The 19,838-nt window shown below is 72.1% G+C and carries 17 protein-coding genes; 14 read left to right on the top strand and 3 right to left on the bottom strand.

The genetic code is table 11. The annotated features are described in order from the left end of the window. Positions 1 to 177 precede the first annotated feature (177 nt). The 8 genes from ruvC (at position 178) to ACF1BN_RS30235 (ending at position 9,379) form a co-directional block, all read left to right on the top strand. Positions 178 to 708 (top strand): crossover junction endodeoxyribonuclease RuvC, encoded by a 531-nt coding sequence (ruvC, locus tag ACF1BN_RS30270; protein ID WP_392334784.1) that lies wholly within the window; start codon positions 178 to 180, stop codon positions 706 to 708. Next, positions 705 to 1,337: a Holliday junction branch migration protein RuvA gene (gene ruvA, locus ACF1BN_RS30265; protein WP_392334783.1), complete on the top strand. Its 633-nt coding sequence runs from the start codon at positions 705 to 707 to the stop codon at positions 1,335 to 1,337. The genes ruvC and ruvA overlap by 4 nt, the downstream gene beginning before the upstream one ends. Positions 1,338 to 1,375: 38 nt before the next feature. Then, positions 1,376 to 2,467, top strand: a complete 1,092-nt coding sequence (gene ruvB / locus ACF1BN_RS30260; protein ID WP_392334782.1) for a Holliday junction branch migration DNA helicase RuvB — start codon at positions 1,376 to 1,378, stop codon at positions 2,465 to 2,467. Positions 2,468 to 2,668: 201 nt separating this feature from the next. Further along, positions 2,669 to 3,118: a preprotein translocase subunit YajC gene (yajC, locus tag ACF1BN_RS30255; protein WP_392334848.1), complete on the top strand. Its 450-nt coding sequence runs from the start codon at positions 2,669 to 2,671 to the stop codon at positions 3,116 to 3,118. A 147-nt stretch (positions 3,119 to 3,265) separates the two neighbouring features. Then, on the top strand, positions 3,266 to 5,047 hold the full coding sequence (gene secD / locus ACF1BN_RS30250) for a protein translocase subunit SecD (RefSeq protein WP_392334781.1): 1,782 nt from the start codon (positions 3,266 to 3,268) through the stop codon (positions 5,045 to 5,047). 1 nt (position 5,048) lies between these two features. Next, positions 5,049 to 6,128 carry a protein translocase subunit SecF gene (gene secF, locus ACF1BN_RS30245; protein ID WP_392334780.1) on the top strand — a complete coding sequence of 360 codons (1,080 nt, stop codon included), beginning with the start codon at positions 5,049 to 5,051 and terminating at the stop codon, positions 6,126 to 6,128. Continuing rightward, a complete protein-coding gene (locus tag ACF1BN_RS30240; RefSeq protein ID WP_392334779.1) occupies positions 6,125 to 6,676 on the top strand; it encodes an adenine phosphoribosyltransferase in 552 nt (183 codons plus the stop codon). The genes secF and ACF1BN_RS30240 overlap by 4 nt, the downstream gene beginning before the upstream one ends. A gap of 252 nt (positions 6,677 to 6,928) precedes the next feature. Beyond that, positions 6,929 to 9,379 carry a RelA/SpoT family protein gene (locus ACF1BN_RS30235; RefSeq protein WP_392334778.1) on the top strand — a complete coding sequence of 817 codons (2,451 nt, stop codon included), beginning with the start codon at positions 6,929 to 6,931 and terminating at the stop codon, positions 9,377 to 9,379. 97 nt (positions 9,380 to 9,476) lie between these two features. On the opposite strand, the gene ACF1BN_RS30230 is transcribed toward ACF1BN_RS30235, so the two are convergent. Continuing rightward, positions 9,477 to 10,706: a DUF349 domain-containing protein gene (locus ACF1BN_RS30230; RefSeq protein WP_392334777.1), complete on the bottom strand. Its 1,230-nt coding sequence runs from the start codon at positions 10,704 to 10,706 to the stop codon at positions 9,477 to 9,479. A gap of 227 nt (positions 10,707 to 10,933) precedes the next feature. Then, positions 10,934 to 11,695: a peptidylprolyl isomerase gene (locus tag ACF1BN_RS30225; protein ID WP_392334776.1), complete on the bottom strand. Its 762-nt coding sequence runs from the start codon at positions 11,693 to 11,695 to the stop codon at positions 10,934 to 10,936. A gap of 154 nt (positions 11,696 to 11,849) precedes the next feature. On the opposite strand from ACF1BN_RS30225, the gene ACF1BN_RS30220 reads away from it, so the two are divergent. The 5 genes from ACF1BN_RS30220 to rpsD all read left to right on the top strand — a co-directional run bounded on the left by ACF1BN_RS30220 (position 11,850) and on the right by rpsD (position 17,008). Beyond that, positions 11,850 to 12,560 (top strand): MBL fold metallo-hydrolase, encoded by a 711-nt coding sequence (locus ACF1BN_RS30220; protein ID WP_392334775.1) that lies wholly within the window; start codon positions 11,850 to 11,852, stop codon positions 12,558 to 12,560. 10 nt (positions 12,561 to 12,570) lie between these two features. Next, on the top strand, positions 12,571 to 13,833 hold the full coding sequence (gene hisS, locus ACF1BN_RS30215; protein ID WP_392334774.1) for a histidine--tRNA ligase: 1,263 nt from the start codon (positions 12,571 to 12,573) through the stop codon (positions 13,831 to 13,833). A 137-nt stretch (positions 13,834 to 13,970) separates the two neighbouring features. After that, positions 13,971 to 14,585 (top strand): vitamin K epoxide reductase family protein, encoded by a 615-nt coding sequence (locus ACF1BN_RS30210; RefSeq protein WP_392334773.1) that lies wholly within the window; start codon positions 13,971 to 13,973, stop codon positions 14,583 to 14,585. 46 nt (positions 14,586 to 14,631) lie between these two features. Beyond that, a complete protein-coding gene (locus tag ACF1BN_RS30205; RefSeq protein WP_392334772.1) occupies positions 14,632 to 15,984 on the top strand; it encodes a replication-associated recombination protein A in 1,353 nt (450 codons plus the stop codon). A 409-nt stretch (positions 15,985 to 16,393) separates the two neighbouring features. Further along, entirely contained in the window at positions 16,394 to 17,008 is a 615-nt protein-coding gene (gene rpsD / locus ACF1BN_RS30200) for a 30S ribosomal protein S4 (RefSeq protein WP_043228069.1), read from the top strand. 63 nt (positions 17,009 to 17,071) lie between these two features. On the opposite strand, the gene ACF1BN_RS30195 is transcribed toward rpsD, so the two are convergent. Further along, on the bottom strand, positions 17,072 to 19,231 hold the full coding sequence (locus ACF1BN_RS30195) for an ATP-binding protein (protein ID WP_392334771.1): 2,160 nt from the start codon (positions 19,229 to 19,231) through the stop codon (positions 17,072 to 17,074). Between the two features lie 166 nt (positions 19,232 to 19,397). Between ACF1BN_RS30195 and ACF1BN_RS30190 the strand changes: the two genes are divergently transcribed. Further along, entirely contained in the window at positions 19,398 to 19,835 is a 438-nt protein-coding gene (locus ACF1BN_RS30190; protein ID WP_392334770.1) for a DUF948 domain-containing protein, read from the top strand. Positions 19,836 to 19,838 lie beyond the last annotated feature (3 nt).

Below are 19,838 nucleotides of genomic sequence, written 5' to 3'. Positions count from 1 at the left end.
CGCGTCCGCCCCGACAGGGACGGATCCACGCCGCTCCACCGCAGCGGGCCGACGGGACACACCCCGTCGGCCCGCTGCGTTGTCGGTGGCACCGGATAGCCTGCACAAACAGACTTGCGACCGGCCGGCGTCAGGGGCCGGTCGGCGACAGGCCGGTCGACGACAGGGAGGGGCGGCGTGCGCGTACTGGGGGTGGACCCGGGACTCACCCGGTGCGGTGTCGGCGTCGTCGAGGGCGTCGCGGGGCGGCAGCTCACCATGCTCGGCGTCGGAGTGGTCCGCACCCCCGCAGACGCGGACATCGGCCCCCGGCTCGTCGGCATCGAGCGCGGCATCGAGGAGTGGATCGACCGCTTCCAGCCCGAACTCGTCGCGGTGGAGCGGGTGTTCAGCCAGCACAACGTACGCACCGTGATGGGCACCGCCCAGGCCAGCGCCGTCGCCATGCTCTGCGCCTCCCGGCGCGGCATCCCCGTCGCCCTGCACACCCCCAGCGAGGTCAAGGCCGCCGTCACCGGCTCGGGCCGCGCCGACAAGGCGCAGGTGGGCGCCATGGTCACCCGGCTGCTCCGGCTCGCCGCTCCGCCCAAGCCGGCCGACGCCGCCGACGCCCTCGCCCTCGCCATCTGCCACATCTGGCGGGCCCCCGCCCAGAACCGCCTCCAGCAGGCCGTCGCCCTGCACGCCTCGAAAGGCCGCACGTCATGATCGCCTTCGTCAGCGGCCCGGTGGCCGCCCTCGCCCCCACCACCGCCGTCGTCGAGGTCGGCGGCGTCGGCATGGCCGTCCAGTGCACCCCGAACACCCTCGCGGGGCTCCGCGTCGGCGAGCAGGCCCGGCTCGCCACCTCCCTCGTGGTGCGCGAGGACTCGCTCACGCTGTACGGCTTCGCCGACGACGACGAGCGCCAGGTCTTCGAGCTGCTCCAGACCGCCAGCGGCGTCGGACCCCGCCTCGCCCAGGCCATGCTCGGCGTGCACAGCCCCGACGCGCTCCGCCTCGCCGTCTCCACCGGCGACGAGAAGGCGCTCACCGCCGTCCCCGGCATCGGCAAGAAGGGCGCTCAGAAGCTCCTCCTGGAGCTGAAGGACAAGCTCGGCCAGCCCCTCGGCAGCAGCGGCCTCGTCGGCCAGCAGCGCGCCGTCGCCACCGGCCCCGCCCCCTGGACCGAGCAGCTGGCCGCCGCCCTCGTCGGCCTCGGCTACGCGAGCCGCGAGGCCGAGGAGGCCGTCGCCGCCGTCACCCCGCAGGCCGAGGCGGCGCTCGCCGAGACCGGCTCCGCGCCCGTGCCCCAGCTGCTGCGCGCCGCCCTGCAGACGCTCAACCGCGCCCGCTGACCGCCCGCAGCCCCTCCCGTACGAAGGAAGACACCACCGTGAACTGCGACGACGAGACGGCATCCGCCCCCGAGGAGCGGATCGTCGGCGCCGCCGCCGAAGGCGACGACCAGGCCGTCGAGGCCGCCCTGCGCCCCAAGGACCTCGGCGAGTTCATCGGCCAGGAGAAGGTCCGCCAGCAGCTCGACCTCGTCCTCAAGGCCGCCCGTCAGCGCGGAGCCACCGCCGACCACGTGCTGCTCTCCGGCGCCCCCGGCCTCGGCAAGACCACCCTGTCGATGATCATCGCCGCGGAGATGAACGCGCCGATCAGGATCACCTCCGGCCCCGCCATCCAGCACGCCGGAGACCTGGCCGCGATCCTCTCCTCCCTCCAGGAGGGCGAGATCCTCTTCCTCGACGAGATCCACCGCATGTCCCGGCCCGCCGAGGAGATGCTCTACATGGCGATGGAGGACTTCCGCGTCGACGTCATCGTCGGCAAGGGCCCCGGCGCCACCGCCATCCCGCTGGACCTCCCGCCCTTCACCCTGGTCGGCGCCACCACCCGGGCCGGACTCCTGCCGCCCCCGCTCCGCGACCGCTTCGGCTTCACCGCCCACATGGAGTTCTACGAGCCGCACGAGCTGGAGCGGGTCGTGACCCGCTCGGCCGGACTGCTCGACGTCACGATCGACCCGGCCGGAGCCGCCGAGATCGCCGGCCGCTCCCGAGGCACCCCCCGGATCGCCAACCGGCTGCTGCGCCGGGTCCGCGACTACGCCCAGGTGAGGGCCGACGGAGTGATCACCCGCGACATCGCCGGCGCCGCCCTCGGTGTCTACGAGGTGGACACCCGCGGCCTCGACCGCCTCGACCGGGCCGTCCTGGAGGCCCTGCTCAAGCTCTTCGGCGGCGGCCCCGTCGGCCTCTCCACCCTCGCGGTCGCCGTGGGGGAGGAGCGCGAGACGGTCGAGGAGGTCGCCGAGCCCTTCCTCGTACGGGAGGGGCTCCTGGCCCGCACTCCCCGTGGCCGCGTCGCCACGCCCGCCGCGTGGAACCACCTCGGACTCGTCCCGCCGCAGGCGACGGGGGCGCCCGGGGCCGGAAACGGAGGCGGACCGGGACAACAGGGGCTGTTCGGCACCTGAGGCCGCTGTGACGGGTGGGTGACGGCGCGGAGTCTCGCCCGAGCAGGAACCACGGTGCCATGCTGGGCGTTGTTCCATCGATGCGGACTCGCCTAGACTCCGCCGATGCCGCCCTTTCTGGTCGGCGTACCCACCCCGAAGATCAGGCCGCGGGTTCTCCGTGACCGTGCGAAGGATTTCCGTCCCGTGAATAACATCGGCATGCTCCTCCCGTTCATCGTGCTCATCGGGGCGATGTTCCTGATGACCCGTTCTGCCAAGAAGAAGCAGCAGCAGGCAGCGGAGATGCGCAACCAGATGCAGCCCGGCACCGGCGTACGCACGATCGGGGGAATGTACGCCACCGTCAAGGAGATCCAGGACGAGACCGTCCTGCTCGAGGTCGCGCCCGGCGTCCACGCCGTGTACGCGAAGAACTCGATCGGCGCCGTCCTCGACGACGCCGAGTACAACCGGATCGTCCACGGCGACACCGAGGAGGACGCCCCGGCCGACTCCGACACGGTCGTCCCGGACGACGCCTCCTCCCTGACCGACGAGGCCGACAAGGCCGACGAGGCCCCCAAGGCCGATCTGACGAAGAAGTCGGACGCGGCCGAGGCCGGCGTCGAGAAGGACGGCAAGGCCGACGGCGAGACCGGGGCGAAGTAGGTCGCACCCGGCACCGCGGCCCTCGCGAACCGGCGGGGCCGCGGCCGGGAACGGTTCGACGTCTGCGGGGGAAGGTCCCCACACACACTTGGTGGCCTCCGTGCGCCCACCCGGCGCCCGGACGGTTTGGACAGGGAGAAACGACAGGTGGCAGCACCGAAGAAGGGCCGTGGGCCGGCGGGGGGACAGAGCCGCCCCGGGCGCGCCCTGGCTTTCATTCTGATCGCCATGGTCGCGCTCACCGGCGGCATGTTCTGGTCGGGGCACACCACCCCGCGCCTCGGCATCGACCTCGCCGGCGGCACGTCGATCACGCTCAAGGCCAAGGCGGAGCCCGGCCAGGAGTCCGCGGTCAACGAGACCAACATGAACACGGCGGTCGGCATCATCGAGCGCCGTGTCAACGGTCTCGGCGTCTCCGAGGCCGAGGTCCAGACGCAGGGCCGCGAGAACATCATCGTGAACATCCCCAAGGGGACGAACGAGAAGCAGGCCCGCGAGCAGGTCGGCACCACCGCCCAGCTCTACTTCCGGCCCGTGATCACCGTCGCGCCCGCCGCCCCCGAGGCCGCGCCGTCCGCGAACCCCTCGGGCACGGCCACGCCGAAGCCCTCCGCGTCCTCCTCCGTCGGCGAGAAGAAGTCGGCCACGCCGAGCGCCTCCGCCTCGACCCAGGGCCGCGCGCTCTCCGAGGCCCTCAAGGCCCCCAACGCCACCGGGACGCCCACCCCCACCGGCAGCGCCTCCGGCACGCCGAAGGCCACCGGCACCCCGAAGCCGACGCCGACGCCCTCCGCCGACGCCGCCACCGCCGCGCTCCAGCAGAAGTTCACCACCCTGAACTGCCTGGACCCGAAGCAGCGCACCGCCGCCGCCGCGGGCACCAAGCCGGGCGACACCATCGTCGCCTGCGGCAAGAACGCGATCGGCCAGTGGGAGAAGTACCTCCTCGGCCCCGCCGAGGTCGAGGGCCGTGACGTCGACGACGCCAAGGCCGCCATCGACCAGCAGTCCGGCCAGTGGATCGTCGACATGGCGTTCACCGACGCCGGCTCCAAGAAGTTCCAGTCGATCACCAGCAAGCTCTCGCAGCAGACCGAGCCGCAGAACCAGTTCGCGATCGTGCTCGACGGCGAGGTCGTCTCGGCGCCCCGCGTCCAGACCACGCTGAGCGCCAACGCGCAGATCTCCGGCAGCTTCAACCAGCAGTCCGCCCAGGACCTCGGCAACATCCTCGCCTACGGTGCCCTGCCGCTCTCCTTCGACACCCAGAGCGTCGACACCGTCACCGCCGCCCTCGGCGGCGAGCAGCTGGAGGCCGGCCTCATCGCCGGCGCCATCGGCCTCGCGCTGGTCATCCTCTACCTGGTGGTCTACTACCGCGGCCTGTCGTTCATCGCGATCCTCAGCCTCGGCGTCTCCGCCCTGCTCACCTACGTGATCATGGCCCTGCTCGGCCCGGCCATCGGCTTCGCGCTGAACCTGCCGGCCGTCTGCGGCGCCATCGTCGCCATCGGCATCACCGCCGACTCCTTCATCGTCTACTTCGAGCGCATCCGCGACGAGCTCCGCGAGGGCCGCACCCTGCGCCCGGCCGTCGAGCGCGCCTGGCCGCGTGCCCGCCGCACCATCATGGTCTCCGACTTCGTGTCGTTCCTGGCCGCGGCCGTGCTCTTCATCGTCACCGTCGGCAAGGTCCAGGGCTTCGCGTTCACGCTCGGCCTGACCACCCTGCTCGACATCGTCGTGGTCTTCCTCTTCACCAAGCCGCTGATGACGCTGCTCGCCCGCACCAAGTTCTTCGGCGACGGCCACCCGCTCTCCGGCCTGGACCCGAAGCGCCTGGGCGCCAAGCCGCCGCTGCGCCGCGCCCGCCGTACCGCCACCGCTCCCGGCTCCGCCGGCACCGTCGAACCGAAGGAGGCGTGAGATGTCGAAGCTCGGCGATCTCGGCGCCCGGCTCCACCGCGGTGAGGTCGGCTACGACTTCATCAAGAACCGCAAGATCTGGTACGGCCTCTCCGTCCTGATCACCATCACCGCCATCGTCGCCCTGGCCGTCCGCGGCCTCAACATGGGCATCGAGTTCCAGGGCGGCGCCGTCTTCACCACCCCGAAGACGGACGTCACCGTCAGCCAGGCGCAGGAGTACGCCGAGGAGGCCTCCGGCCACGACGCGATCGTCCAGCAGCTCGGCAACGGCTCCCTGCGCATCCAGGTCGGCGGTCTCGACACCGAGCAGTCCGACCAGGTCCGCACCGAGCTGGCCAAGGACCTGAACGTCGCCGAGGACAAGATCGCCGCCGAGCTGGTCGGCCCCAGCTGGGGCGAGCAGATCGCCACCAAGGCGTGGACCGGTCTCGGGGTCTTCATGATCCTGGTGGTGATCTACCTGGCGATCGCCTTCGAATGGAGAATGGCCGTCGCGGCGCTGATCGCGCTGATCCACGACCTCACCATCACCGTCGGCATCTACTCGCTCGTCGGCTTCGAGGTCACGGTCGGCACGGTGATCGGTCTGCTGACCATCCTCGGATACTCCTTGTACGACACAGTCGTCGTCTTCGACTCCCTCAAGGAACAGACGAAGGACATCACGAAGCAGTCCCGCTTCACCTACAGCGAGATGGCCAACCGCTCGATCAACGGCACCCTGGTCCGCTCCATCAACACCACCGTCGTGGCGCTGCTGCCCGTCGCGGGCCTGCTCTTCATCGGCGGCGGCGTCCTCGGCGCCGGCATGCTCAACGACATCTCGCTGTCGCTCTTCGTGGGTCTGGCCGCCGGTGCCTACTCCTCGATCTTCATCGCCACCCCGCTCGTCGCCGACCTCAAGGAGCGCGAGCCGGCCATCAAGGCGCTGAAGAAGCGGATCCTGGCCAAGCGCGCCTCCGCCGCCGCCCGCGGCGAGGACGGCCCGGACGACGACGGCACCGATGCGGGCGAGGCCGCGGTCGTCGGCCCGCGCGCCGCGGCCCGCCGGGGCCGCGCCCAGGAGCGGCGCGGATGACCGCCGAGGCCCAGGGCGTGACCGACCTGCTGCTCAGCCGGATCCGCGACGTCCCCGACTACCCGAAGCCCGGGGTGCTGTTCAAGGACATCACCCCGCTGCTCGCGGACCCGGAGGCGTTCACGGCCCTCACCGACGAGCTCGCCGCCCTCTGCTCCGCGCAGGGCGCGACGAAGATCGTCGGCCTGGAGGCCCGCGGCTTCATCCTCGCCGCGCCGGTCGCCGTCCGCGCGGGCCTCGGCTTCGTCCCGGTCCGCAAGGCCGGCAAGCTGCCCGGCGCCACGCTCCGGCAGGCGTACGAGCTGGAGTACGGCACCGCCGAGATCGAGGTGCACGCCGAGGACCTCGCCGCGGGCGACCGCGTCATGGTCATCGACGACGTCCTCGCCACCGGCGGCACCGCCGAGGCCTCGCTGGAGCTGATCCGACGCGCGGGCGCCGAGGTCGCGGGCGTCGCGGTCCTCATGGAGCTCGGCTTCCTCCCGGGCCGCGCCCGGCTGGAGCCCGCCCTCGGCGACGCTCCGCTCACCGCGCTGATCACCGTCTGAGGCGGCCGGAGGGCATCCGGTGGATGCGGACCAGGGGCGCCCCGGGAATTCCCGGGGCGCCCCTGGCGTTTGCCCCGGTACGTCCCCACCGGGACCGCGTCGCCCCCTCGGCGGCGGCCCCTCGGTCCCCGTCCGTCCCCCGGGCGCGTGAGCACGTGGGGTCGTGGCTCGATACGATGGCCTTTCCGGGCCTGACCGGGGGACCCGGACCTCCCCCAGACTCCGTCCGGGGGGACCCCAGAGGAGCGCTCTTTGCCAGACGAGGCCCAGTCACTCTCCGCCGCGCAGCCCGACCCCAAGGCCGACAAGGCCGCGCAGGGAACCGGCACGCCCCAGAACAAGCCCGCGGAGAACAGGCCGAAGCCTGCTGCGCCCGCTCCCGCACCGGCCCCCGCGCCCTCCCGCTCGGGAGGCTCCTCCAACCGGGTGCGCGCCCGCCTGGCCCGGCTCGGTGTGCAGCGCTCGTCGCCGTACAACCCGGTCCTCGAACCCCTGCTCCGGATCGTCCGCTCCAACGACCCCAAGATCGAAACGGCCACTTTGCGCCAGATCGAGCGGGCCTACCAGGTCGCGGAGCGCTGGCACCGCGGCCAGAAGCGCAAGAGCGGCGACCCGTACATCACGCACCCGCTCGCCGTCACCACCATCCTCGCCGAGCTCGGCATGGACCCGGCGACCCTGATGGCCGGCCTCCTCCACGACACCGTCGAGGACACCGAGTACGGCCTGGAGGACCTGCGCCGCGACTTCGGCGACCAGGTCACCCTCCTCGTCGACGGCGTCACCAAGCTCGACAAGGTGCGGTTCGGCGAGGCCGCGCAGGCCGAGACCGTCCGCAAGATGGTCGTCGCGATGGCCAAGGACCCCCGGGTCCTCGTCATCAAGCTCGCCGACCGCCTGCACAACATGCGCACCATGCGCTACCTCAAGCGGGAGAAGCAGGAGAAGAAGGCCCGCGAGACGCTGGAGATCTACGCCCCGCTGGCGCACCGGCTGGGCATGAACACCATCAAGTGGGAGCTGGAGGACCTCGCCTTCGCGATCCTCTACCCCAAGATGTACGACGAGATCGTCCGGCTCGTCGCGGAGCGCGCCCCCAAGCGGGACGAGTACCTCGCCATAGTGACCGACGAGGTCCAGACCGACCTGCGAGCCGCCCGCATCAAGGCGACCGTCACCGGCCGCCCCAAGCACTACTACAGCGTCTACCAGAAGATGATCGTCCGCGGCCGTGACTTCGCGGAGATCTACGACCTGGTCGGCATCCGCGTCCTCGTGGACACCGTCCGCGACTGCTACGCGGCCCTCGGCACCGTCCACGCGCGATGGAACCCGGTCCCCGGCCGGTTCAAGGACTACATCGCGATGCCGAAGTTCAACATGTACCAGTCGCTCCACACGACGGTCATCGGCCCCAACGGCAAGCCGGTCGAGCTGCAGATCCGCACCTTCGACATGCACCGCCGCGCCGAGTACGGCATCGCCGCGCACTGGAAGTACAAGCAGGAGGCCGTCGCCGGCGCCTCCAAGGTGCGCACCGACGTGCCGAAGAACGCCGGCAAGGACGACCACCTCAACGACATGGCGTGGCTCCGCCAGCTGCTCGACTGGCAGAAGGAGACCGAGGACCCGGGCGAGTTCCTGGAATCCCTCCGCTTCGACCTCTCGCGCAACGAGGTCTTCGTCTTCACGCCCAAGGGCGACGTCATCGCGCTGCCCGCCGGCGCCACCCCGGTCGACTTCTCCTACGCCGTCCACACCGAGGTCGGCCACCGCACCATAGGAGCCAGGGTGAACGGGCGGCTCGTGCCGCTCGAATCCACCCTCGACAACGGCGACCTGGTGGAGGTCTTCACCTCCAAGGCGGCCGGCGCCGGGCCGTCCCGCGACTGGCTGGGCTTCGTCAAGTCCCCGCGCGCCCGTAACAAGATCCGCGCCTGGTTCTCCAAGGAGCGCCGCGACGAGGCCATCGAGCAGGGCAAGGACGCCATCGCGCGGGCCATGCGCAAGCAGAACCTGCCGATCCAGCGGATCCTCACCGGCGACTCCCTCGTCACCCTCGCCCACGAGATGCGGTACAACGACATCTCCTCGCTGTACGCGGCGATCGGCGAGGGCCATGTCACCGCCCAGTCCATCGTGCAGAAGCTGGTGCAGGCGCTCGGTGGCGAGGACGCGGCCACCGAGGACATCGAGGAGGTCGCCCCGCCGGCCCGCGGGCGCTCCAAGCGCCGCTCCAACGCCGACCCGGGTGTCGTCGTGAAGGGCGTCGAGGACGTCTGGGTCAAGCTCGCCCGCTGCTGCACCCCGGTGCCCGGCGACCCGATCATCGGCTTCGTCACCCGCGGCAGCGGCGTCTCCGTCCACCGCAGCGACTGCGTCAACGTCGACTCGCTGTCCCGGGAGCCGGAGCGGATCCTGGAGGTCGAGTGGGCCCCGACCCAGTCCTCGGTCTTCCTGGTCGCCATCCAGGTCGAGGCGCTGGACCGCTCCCGGCTCCTCTCCGACGTCACCCGGGTCCTCTCGGACCAGCACGTCAACATCCTCTCGGCGGCCGTCCAGACCTCCCGGGACCGGGTGGCCACGTCCCGCTTCACCTTCGAGATGGGCGACCCCAAGCACCTGGGCCACGTCCTGAAGGCGGTCCGGGGCGTCGAGGGCGTGTACGACGTCTACCGCGTGACCAGCGCGCGCCGGCCGTAGCCGTACGCACGAGGAAGGGCCCCCGGCACGCGCCGGGGGCCCTTCCTCGTGCCGCGGGTCCGGCGGAGGCCGTCCGCCGGACCCGCGGCGGCGGGGATCAGCCGCCGAACTCCTGGAGACCCTTCAGTGCCTGGTCGAGCAGGGCCTGGCGGCCCTCCAGCTCCCTGGCCAGCTTGTCGGCCTTGGCGTCGTTGCCCGCCGCCCGGGCCGCGTCGACCTGCTTGCGCAGCTTCTCGACGGCGTCCTGGAGCTGACCGGTCAGACCCGCGGCACGCGCGCGTGCCTCCGGGTTGGTCCGGCGCCACTCGGCCTCCTCGGCCTCCTGGATCGCCCGCTCCACCGTCTGCATCCGGCCCTCCACCTTCGGGCGGGCGTCGCGCGGCACGTGGCCGATGGCCTCCCAGCGCTCGTTGAGGGAGCGGAAGGCGGCACGGGCGGCCTTCAGGTCCGTCACCGGGAGCAGCTTCTCGGCCTCGCCGGCGAGCTCCTCCTTGAGCTTGAGGTTCTCGGTCTGCTCCGCGTCCCGCTCGGCGAAGACCTCGGAGCGGGCGGCGAAGAAGACGTCCTGGGCGCCGCGGAAGCGGTTCCACAGGTCGTCCTCGTGCTCGCGCTGCGCCCGGCCGGCGGCCTTCCAGTCGGCCATCAGCTCGCGGTAGCGGGCCGCGGTCGCGCCCCAGTCGCTGGAGTTCTGCAGCGCCTCGGCCTCGGCGACCAGACGCTCCTTCGCCTTGCGGGCGTCCTCGCGCTGCGCGTCGAGCTGGGCGAAGTGACCCTTGCGGCGCTTGGAGAAGGCCGAGCGGGCGTGCGAGAAGCGGTGCCACAGCTCGTCGTCGGACTTGCGGTCGAGCCGGGGCAGGCCCTTCCAGGTGTCCACCAGGGCCCGCAGCCGCTCGCCGGCCGCCCTCCACTGCTCGCTCTGCGCCAGCTCCTCGGCCTCGGTGACCAGCGCCTCCTTGGCGGAGCGCGCCTCGTCGGCCTGCTTCGCCTTCTGCGCCTTGCGCTCCTCGCGGCGCGACTCCACCGACTCCGCGAGCTTGTCCAGGCGGGCCGAGAGCGCGGCCAGGTCGCCGACGACGTGGTGCTCGTCGACCTGGTGCCGGATGTGCTCGATCGCCGTCTGGGCGTCCTTCGCCGAGAGGTCGGTGGTCTTCACCCGCTTCTCGAGGAGGCCGATCTCGACAACCAGGCCCTCGTACTTGCGCTCGAAGTAGGCCAGCGCCTCCTCGGGAGTGCCCGCCTGCCAGGATCCGACGACCTTCTCACCCTCGGCCGTCCGCACGTACACGGTGCCCGTCTCGTCGACGCGGCCCCACGGGTCGCTGCTCACAGCGCCTCCTCACCATGATGCCCATGTCGGGTGGTGACCCCCGGGCATCGTCCACAGTTCCTGGGCGGGCCTCGCCCGCCTTCCGCCGCGCGGCCGACGGATCGGACCGCGCTGCACAACGCCAATCTAGGCGAACGGCGGCCCGGCTGTCCGCACTCAGCGCGACCGAAATTCCACGGTCACGTGCGTGCGGACCTCCGGGCCGCCGTCCTGCGGAGCGCCCCGCCTCACTTCGCGGAGACGGTCGCCTTCTCGATGGTCACCGGCTTCTTCGGGGCGCCGTCGCCCTGGCCGCCGTCGACCCCGGCCGCCCCGACCTTCTGCACGGCCTTGAGGCCGGCCGCGTCGATCGTGCCGAACGGCGTGTACTGCGGCGGCAGCTTCGAGTCCTTGTAGACGAGGAAGAACTGCGAGCCGCCGGTGCCCGGCTGCCCGGTGTTGGCCATGGCGACCGTGCCCGCCTTGTAGACGACCTTGCCGTCGCTGCCCGGCTTGCCCAGGGCGTCGAGGTTCTCGTCCGGGATGTTGTAGCCCGGGCCGCCCATGCCGGTGCCCTCCGGGTCGCCGCACTGGAGCACGAAGATCCCGGCGGTGGTGAGCCGGTGGCACTTCGACCCGTCGAAGTACTTCTTGTCGGCGAGGTGCTTGAAGGAGTTCACCGTCCGCGGGGTCTTCGCCGCGTCCATCTCGAGGGTGATGTCGCCCTCGTTCGTCTTCAGGGCGAAGGCGTACGTGCCCTTCGCCTCGATGCCCATCTTCGGCTCGCCGCCCGCCTCCGTGTTCTCGGCGTTCTCGGTGTTCTTGGTGTCGTCCCCGAGGAACTGCACCGAGGCGTACACCGCCCCGCCGGCGGCGAGCACCACCGCGAGGGAGGCGGCGACCACGGTGTTGCGGCGCTTGGTCTTGCGCTGCGCCTCCGCCCGTCGCTGCTGCTGGCGCGCGTACTTGTCCCTGGCGAGCTGCCGCCGCCGCTGATCGCTGGTGACCACCGGGTCCGCTCCCTCTCGTTCGTGTGTTCCTGTCCTGGCCGGATGTGCCCGTACCGTATACGGGTTGGCTGTGGAATACGCACCGCCGGTAGGCTCTGATCTGCTGCATTCCGCAAGGCCGCAGCCCACTGCCGGACGACACAGAAGGACGATCGTGCTGATTGCCGGGTTCCCCGCCGGGGCCTGGGGCACCAACTGCTACGTGGTCGCCCCCGCCGCAGGCGAGGAGTGCGTCATCATCGACCCGGGCCACCAGGCCGCCCAGGGAGTCGAGGAGACGCTGAAGAAGCATCGGCTCAAGCCCGTCGCGGTGGTCCTCACCCATGGCCACATCGACCACGTCGCCTCCGTCGTCCCGGTCTGCGGCGCCCACGACGTACCCGCGTGGATCCACCCCGCCGACCGGTACATGATGAGCGACCCGGAGAAGGCCCTCGGCCGCTCCATCGGGATGCCGCTCATGGGCGAGCTGACCGTGGGCGAACCCGACGACGTGCACGAACTCACCGACGGCGCCGCGCTGAGCCTCGCCGGCATGGAGTTCTCCGTCGCGCACGCGCCCGGGCATACCAAGGGGTCGGTGACCTTCCGGACGCCGGAGACCTCGGAGATCCCCTCCGTGTTCTTCTCCGGCGACCTGCTCTTCGCCGGCTCCATCGGACGCACCGACCTGCCCGGCGGCGACATGGCCGAGATGCTCGATTCGCTGACCCGCGTGGTCCTGCCGCTCGACAACTCGACCGTCGTCCTGTCCGGCCACGGTCCCCAGACGACCATCGGCCAGGAGCGCGCCACCAACCCGTATCTGCGGCAGGTGGCCTCCGGCTTCGGGAGCGATCCACAGGCTCCCCGACGAGGAATGTGACGAGACTCTCGTGAGCACCTTTCAGGCCCCCAAGGGCACGTACGACCTGATCCCGCCCCGCTCCGCCGTCTTCCTGGCGGTCCGGGACGCCATCTCCACCCAGGCGAGGAACGCCGGCTACGGCTACGTCGAGACCCCCGGCTTCGAGGACGTGAACCTCTTCGCCCGCGGCGTCGGCGAGTCCACCGACATCGTCACCAAGGAGATGTACACCCTCACCACGAAGGGCGGCGACCAGCTCGCCCTCCGCCCCGAGGGCACCGCCTCCGTGCTCCGCGCGGCCCTCCAGGCCAACCTGCACAAGCAGGGCAACCTGCCGGTCAAGCTCTGGTACTCCGGCTCGTACTACCGCTACGAGCGCGCCCAGGCGGGCCGCTACCGCCACTTCTCCCAGGTCGGTGCCGAGGCGATCGGCGCCGAGGACCCGGCGCTCGACGCCGAGCTGATCATCCTGGCCGACCAGGCGTACCGCTCCCTGGGCCTGCGCCAGTACCGCATCCTGCTGAACTCGCTCGGCGACAAGGAGTGCCGTCCCGTCTACCGCGAGGCGCTGCAGTCCTTCCTGCGGGGCCTCGACCTCGACGAGGAGACCCAGCGCCGCGCCGAGATCAACCCGCTGCGGGTCCTCGACGACAAGCGCGCCGACGTGCAGAAGCAGCTCGTCGACGCGCCACTGCTCCGCGACCACCTGTGCGACGCCTGCAAGGCCTACCACGAGCAGGTCCGCGAGCTGATCACCGCCGCCGGCGTGGTCTTCGAGGACGACCTCAAGCTGGTCCGCGGGCTCGACTACTACACCCGGACCACCTTCGAGTTCGTCCACGACGGCCTCGGCTCCCAGTCCGCGGTGGGCGGCGGCGGCCGCTACGACGGCCTCTCCGAGATGATCGGCGGCCCCGCGCTGCCGTCCGTCGGCTGGGCCCTCGGCGTCGACCGCACCGTCCTGGCCCTGGAGGCCGAGGGCGTGACCCTCGACCTGCCCGCCCCCACCAGCGTCTTCGCCGTGGCCATCGGCGAGGAGGCGCGCCGCCTCCTCTTCGGCAAGGTCACCGAGCTGCGCCGGGCCGGGATCGCCGCCGACTTCTCCTTCGGCGGCAAGGGCCTCAAGGGGGCCATGAAGGACGCCAACCGCTCCGGCGCCCGCCTCGCCCTGGTCGCGGGGGAGCGGGACCTCGCCGAGGGCGTCGTCCAGCTCAAGGACATGCGGTCCGGCGAGCAGCGCGCGGTCGCCCTGGACGAGGTCCTGGACGCCGTCCGCGGTCTGCTCGGCTGACACCCGGCCCCGTAAGGGCCCGGTCCGCACCGCGGCCGGGCCCTTCCTTATGCCCCGCGAACGGCCGATGGCGTACGCCTTGTTGCAGAATGGCGGAGGCCACCGGGCCCGCGGGCGAGGGAAGAGGACAGGCAGGCATGACGAACGCCGGTACGCAGACGACGGAGCGGACGGAGACCGTCGGCGCCAGCAAGGGCCTCGCCTGGCTCCTGGTGATCACCGGAGCGGCCGGGCTGCTCGCCGCCTGGGTCATCACCCTCGACAAGTTCAAGCTCCTGGAGGACCCGGACTTCGTCCCCGGGTGCAGCCTCAACCCGATCGTCTCCTGCGGCAACATCATGAAGAGCGACCAGGCGTCGGTCTTCGGCTTCCCCAACCCCATGCTCGGCCTGGTCACCTACGGCATGGTGATCGCCATCGGCGTCGGCCTCCTCGCAGGCGCCCGCCACCGCCGCTGGTACTGGCTCGGCCTCAACGCCGGCACGCTCTTCGGCGTCGGCTTCTGCACCTGGCTCATGCAGCAGTCCCTGTACGAGATCAACTCGCTCTGCCTGTGGTGCTGCCTCGCCTGGGCCGCCACCATCGTCATGTTCTGGTACGTGACCTCGCACAACGTCCGCTCCGGAGCGATCCCCGCCCCGGCCGGCCTGCGGACCTTCTTCGCCGAGTTCACCTGGGTCCTGCCCGTCCTGCACCTCGGGATCATCGGCATGCTGATCCTCACCCGCTGGTGGGACTTCTGGACGAGCTGACCGCTCCCGCCCGGCTTGTCGGTGGCGTGACCTAGGCTTCATGGACGTGGAGCCCGATCTTTTCACCGCAGCCGCCGAAGAACGCCAGGAGAAGGACCCGTCCAGCAGCCCGCTGGCGGTCCGGATGCGCCCCCGCACCCTCGACGAGGTGGTGGGCCAGAGCCATCTGCTCAAGCCCGGCTCGCCCCTGCGCCGGCTCGTCGGCGAGGGCAGCGGCCCGGCCGGCGCCTCCTCGGTGATCCTCTGGGGCCCGCCCGGCATCGGCAAGACCACCCTCGCGTACGTGGTCTCCAAGGCCACCGACAAGCGCTTCGTCGAACTGTCCGCGATCACCGCCGGCGTCAAGGAGGTCCGCGCCGTCATCGAGGGCGCCCGCCGCGCCTCCGGCGGCTACGGCAAGGAGACCGTCCTCTTCCTCGACGAGATCCACCGCTTCTCCAAGGCCCAGCAGGACTCCCTGCTGCCCGCCGTCGAGAACCGCTGGGTCACCCTCATCGCCGCCACCACCGAGAACCCCTACTTCTCGGTGATCTCCCCGCTCCTCTCCCGGTCCCTGCTCCTCACCCTGGAACCGCTCACCGACGAGGACCTCAGCGGCCTCATGGACCGGGCCGTCACCGAGGAGCGCGGCCTCGGCGGCGCCGTCGAGCTCACCGACGACGCCCGCGCCCATCTGCTCCGGATCGCCGGCGGCGACGCCCGGCGCGCCCTGACCGCCCTGGAGGCCGCCGCGGGCGGCGCCCTCGCCAAGAGCGAGCGGGAGATCACCCTCCAGACCGTCGAGGAGGCCGTCGACCGCGCCGCCGTGAAGTACGACCGGGACGGCGACCAGCACTACGACGTCGCCAGCGCGCTCATCAAGTCCATCCGCGGCTCCGACGTCGACGCGGCCCTGCACTACCTCGCCCGCATGATCGAGGCGGGCGAGGACCCCCGCTTCATCGCCCGCCGGCTGATGATCTCCGCCAGCGAGGACATCGGCCTCGCCGACCCGCAGGCCCTGCCGCTCGCCGTCGCCGCCGCCCAGGCCGTCGCCATGATCGGCTTCCCCGAGGCCGCCCTCACCCTCAGCCACGCCACCATCGCGCTCGCCCTGGCCCCCAAGTCCAACACGGCGACCCTCGCCATCTCCGCCGCCCGCGAGGACGTGCGCAACGGCCTCGCGGGCCCCGTCCCGGCCCACCTCCGCGACGGCCACTACAAGGGCGCCGCCAAACTGGGCCACGCCCAGGGGTACGTCTACCCGCACGACGTGCCCGGCGGGATCGCCGCCCAGCAGTACGCCCCCGACGCCCTCCACGGCCGGCGCTACTACGAGCCCACCCGCTACGGCGCCGAGGCCCGCTACGCGGACGTGGTGGAGCGGGTCCGCGAGCGGCTGAGGGGCGACGGCGGCTGAGGACGGGCACGGGCTCGGGCGCACCCCCGCGCCCGAGCGCCGTACGCCGGGAGACACCCTCCGGGCCCCCGGACAGCGACGCTCCGGGGAGCCGGTACACTGGTCAGGATCGCTGCGTCCCGTGTCCGGCCCAGGCCGGCGCCACCAGAGCGGGACAGTCAGCAGGAGACCCGGCCCCCGGGCAGGGTTTCCAGGAGCGTCGCGCACCTCGAAGGTGTCGCGTGCCACCCACCACCCCCCGGGTTCCCGGGATCGGCGGTGGGTCGTTCGCGTGCTGCACGTACGTGCCCAGAGCGGGAAGCGGCTGCCCGACAGGTCCCTCGCGGACCCGGAGGGTTTTCCCGGCTGCGGATGGCGACCTCCCTAACCACTGGTGAAGCCGTATTCGTTCAGACAGAGAGGTTGGTTCATGCCGAACCAGGCCCGCCCCAAGGTCAAGAAGTCCCGTGCGCTCGGTATCGCGCTGACGCCGAAGGCCGTCAAGTACTTCGAGGCCCGTCCCTACCCGCCGGGCGAGCACGGCCGCGGTCGCAAGCAGAACTCGGACTACAAGGTCCGTCTGCTCGAGAAGCAGCGTCTGCGTGCCCAGTACGACATCAGCGAGCGCCAGATGGCGCGCGCCTACGACCGCGCCAAGAAGGCCGAGGGCAAGACGGGCGAGGCGCTGGTCGTCGAGCTCGAGCGCCGTCTCGACGCCCTGGTCCTGCGTTCGGGCATCGCCCGCACCATCTACCAGGCCCGTCAGATGGTCGTCCACGGCCACATCCAGGTCAACGGTGGCAAGGTCGACAAGCCGTCCTTCCGCGTCCGTCCCGACGACGTCGTGATGGTCCGCGAGAAGTCCCGCGCGAAGACCCTGTTCCAGGTCGCCCGCGAGGGTGGCTTCGCCCCCGACGGCGAGACCCCGCGCTACCTCCAGGTCAACCTGAAGGCCCTGGCCTTCCGCCTGGACCGCGAGCCGAACCGCAAGGAGATCCCGGTCATCTGCGACGAGCAGCTGGTCGTCGAGTACTACGCCCGCTGATCCGGCGGCCGCCGGGGGCACATCCCGGCGGCAGCGCCGGGGGCGCGACTCCCCCCGCGGTGTTCAGCCCGCCGCTTCCCCGCCCGTTCCGGTGGGGGAGCCGGCGGGCTTCCGCGTTCCCGGCACCACCGGCGGACGCGCGGTACGGAACGGCCGCGGCGCCACCCCACCCGGCCACCCGGCCGGGACCGCCCCCGACCGGTCGGCCACCGCCCGCTCCACCGCCTCGTCCAGCGACAGGCCCTGCCCCAGCCGGAACGACTCCTCGTACCGCTCGGCGCCCAGCTCCTCCACGGCCCGCCCCGCGCACAGCGCCCGCGGCCCGTCGAAGGAGCCCGACCCGAAGAGCTGCACCCCCACCGTGTCCCAGACCGGCAGCGCCGCGCCCTGGAGCACCGCCGCCTCCACCGGGTCGCCCTCGCTCACCGTCACCAGCGCCAGCAGCTCCACCGCCAGCACCACCCCCACCTGGTCACGGAAGAGGTGGTTGATCGTCAGGCACTCCACCAGCAGCTCCCGCGCCTCCGGCAGCGCGCCCCGCGTCCACGCCGAGAACGCCAGCACGTACAGCGCGTACGCCCGCGACCAGCGCTCCCCGCGCTCCTCGCAGACCTCCCGCACCTCCCGACAGATCACCGCCGCGCCCTCCAGATCGCCCCGGAAGGCCCGCGCCATCGCCAGCTCCACCCGGCCCATCAGCACGTTGCTGTTCAGCTCGCCCAGCTCCGCGTACGCGTCGAGCGCACGGCCCAGCAGCACCTCGGCGCGCGGGAAGTCGTCGGAGAGCAGTGCCAGACAGCCCAGCCGGTGCGTCGCGTACGCCTCCGCCAGCCGATTCCGCGAGGCCCGCGCCCGCTCCCGGCAGGAGTGCAGCGCGGCGACCGCGGCGGTCGGATCGCCCTGGAGGACCGCCACGTAGCCGAGCACCCACAGCGCCTTCAGCCGGGCGTCCTCGTGCTCCGACTCCAGGGACAGTGCCCGGTCCAGCCAGTGCCGCCCCTCCGAGAGCCGCCCGCACCCCACCCACGCGAACCAGAGCGTGCCCGCCAGGTGCTGGGCGAGGTGGGCGTCCTCCGGCAGCTCCAGGCACACGTCGAGCGCGGCCCGCAGGTTCGGCAGCGCCGCGGCCGTCCGGGCCGCCACCTCCTCCTGCCGGGGGCTGAACCACTCCAGCTCGCACCAGGTCGCCAGGCCCATGTACCAGTCCCGGTGGCGCCGCCGCATCCGATCGGTGTCGCCCAGCGCCGCCAGCCACTCCGCCCCGTACGCCGCCACCGTGTCCAGCATCCGGTAGCCCGGGCCCGCCGCCGTGTCCTCCCGGGCCAGCAGGGACTGGGCGAGCAGACCGCCCAGCACGTCGAGGATCCCGTCCTGCGGCAGGTCCGGGCCGCCGCACACGTACTCCACGGCCTCCAGGTCGAACGGACCGGCGAAGACCGAGAGCCGCGCCCAGAGCAGCCGCTCCTCCGGCGTGCACAGCTCGTGGCTCCAGCCGATCGCGGTGCGCAGCGTCCGGTGGCGGGGGAGGACCCCGCGCCCGCCGTCGCCGAGCAGCCGGAAGCGGTCGTCCAGCCGGACGAGCAGCTGCTCCACGGAGAGCAGCGGCAGCCGGCCCGCCGCGAGTTCGAGGGCGAGCGGGATCCCGTCGAGGCGCCGGCACAGCTCGCGGGCCGCGGCCTCGTCCGGGACGGCGGGTGCGCCGGCCCGGGCCGCCCGCTCGGCGAGCAGCGCCACCGCGTCGGGCTCGTCCATCGGCGCCAGGATCAGCACCGCCTCGCCCGGCACCCGCAGCGGGCGGCGGCCGGTGGCGAGCACGGTCAGCCCGGGCGCCGCCGCGAGCAGGTCGCGGACGAGCGGGGCGCAGACCTCCACCAGGTGCTCGAAGCCGTCCACCAGGAGGAGCAGGCGGCGGTCGGCGAGGTGTTCGAGCAGCACCTCGCGCGGCCCGCGGAGGGTGTGGTCGGTCAGGCCGAGGGCCTCCACGAGGGCGTGCTCGACGAGCTCCGGGTCACGGAGCGGTGCGAGCTCGGCGAGCCGCACCTCCTCGCCGTAGCGTTTCTGCGCGGTCGCCGCGGCCCTCAGGGCCAGCCGGGTCTTGCCGACCCCGCCCACACCGAGGATCGTGACGAGGCGTGACTCGGACAGGAGCGCGGCCAGTTCGGCCTGCTCGTCGGTCCGTCCGACGAACCGGTTGAGCTCCGCCGGGAGAGTGCTGCGTCGCATGGGACACGGAGCGTACTCATCCGCGCGCACTCCGTACAATCCGATCGCGTAACTCCCGGCGCACAGGCGGTAATGCGGTACGGCGTGACAGCCACGGCGCGATAGGGTCGGGGGACGACTTTCGCATGACCGAACGACCGACGACGACAGCAGAGAGCGGTGCGCAGTGACCGGTGGAGAGGTTGCCGGGATCCTGGTGGCCGTGTTCTGGGCGATTCTCGTCTCCTTCCTCGCCGTGGTGCTGGCGAGACTGGCGCAGACGCTCCGGGCGACCACCAAACTCGTGGCGGACGTGACCGAGCAGGCCGTTCCCCTGCTCGCGGACGCGTCGGCGACCGTCCGCTCGGCGCAGACCCAGCTCGACCGGGTCGACGCCATCGCCTCCGACGTCCAGGAGGTCACCTCCAACGCCTCCGCGCTCTCGACGACCGTCGCCTCCACCTTCGGCGGCCCGCTCGTCAAGGTCGCCGCGTTCGGCTACGGGGTCCGCAGGGCGCTCGGCCGGGGCCGGGAGCGGGAGGAGGCGCCGCCCGCCACCGGGCGACGCACTGTGATCGTCGGCCGCACCGTGCCGCTCGCACGGCGCCGGAAGCAGAAGGGCTGAGTG

The organism is Streptomyces sp. NPDC014861 (assembly GCF_043081625.1).
Lineage (GTDB): Bacteria > Actinomycetota > Actinomycetes > Streptomycetales > Streptomycetaceae > Streptomyces.
The sequence above is the reverse complement of the archived record's forward strand: the minus strand, read 5'-3'. Positions and strand labels throughout refer to the sequence as shown.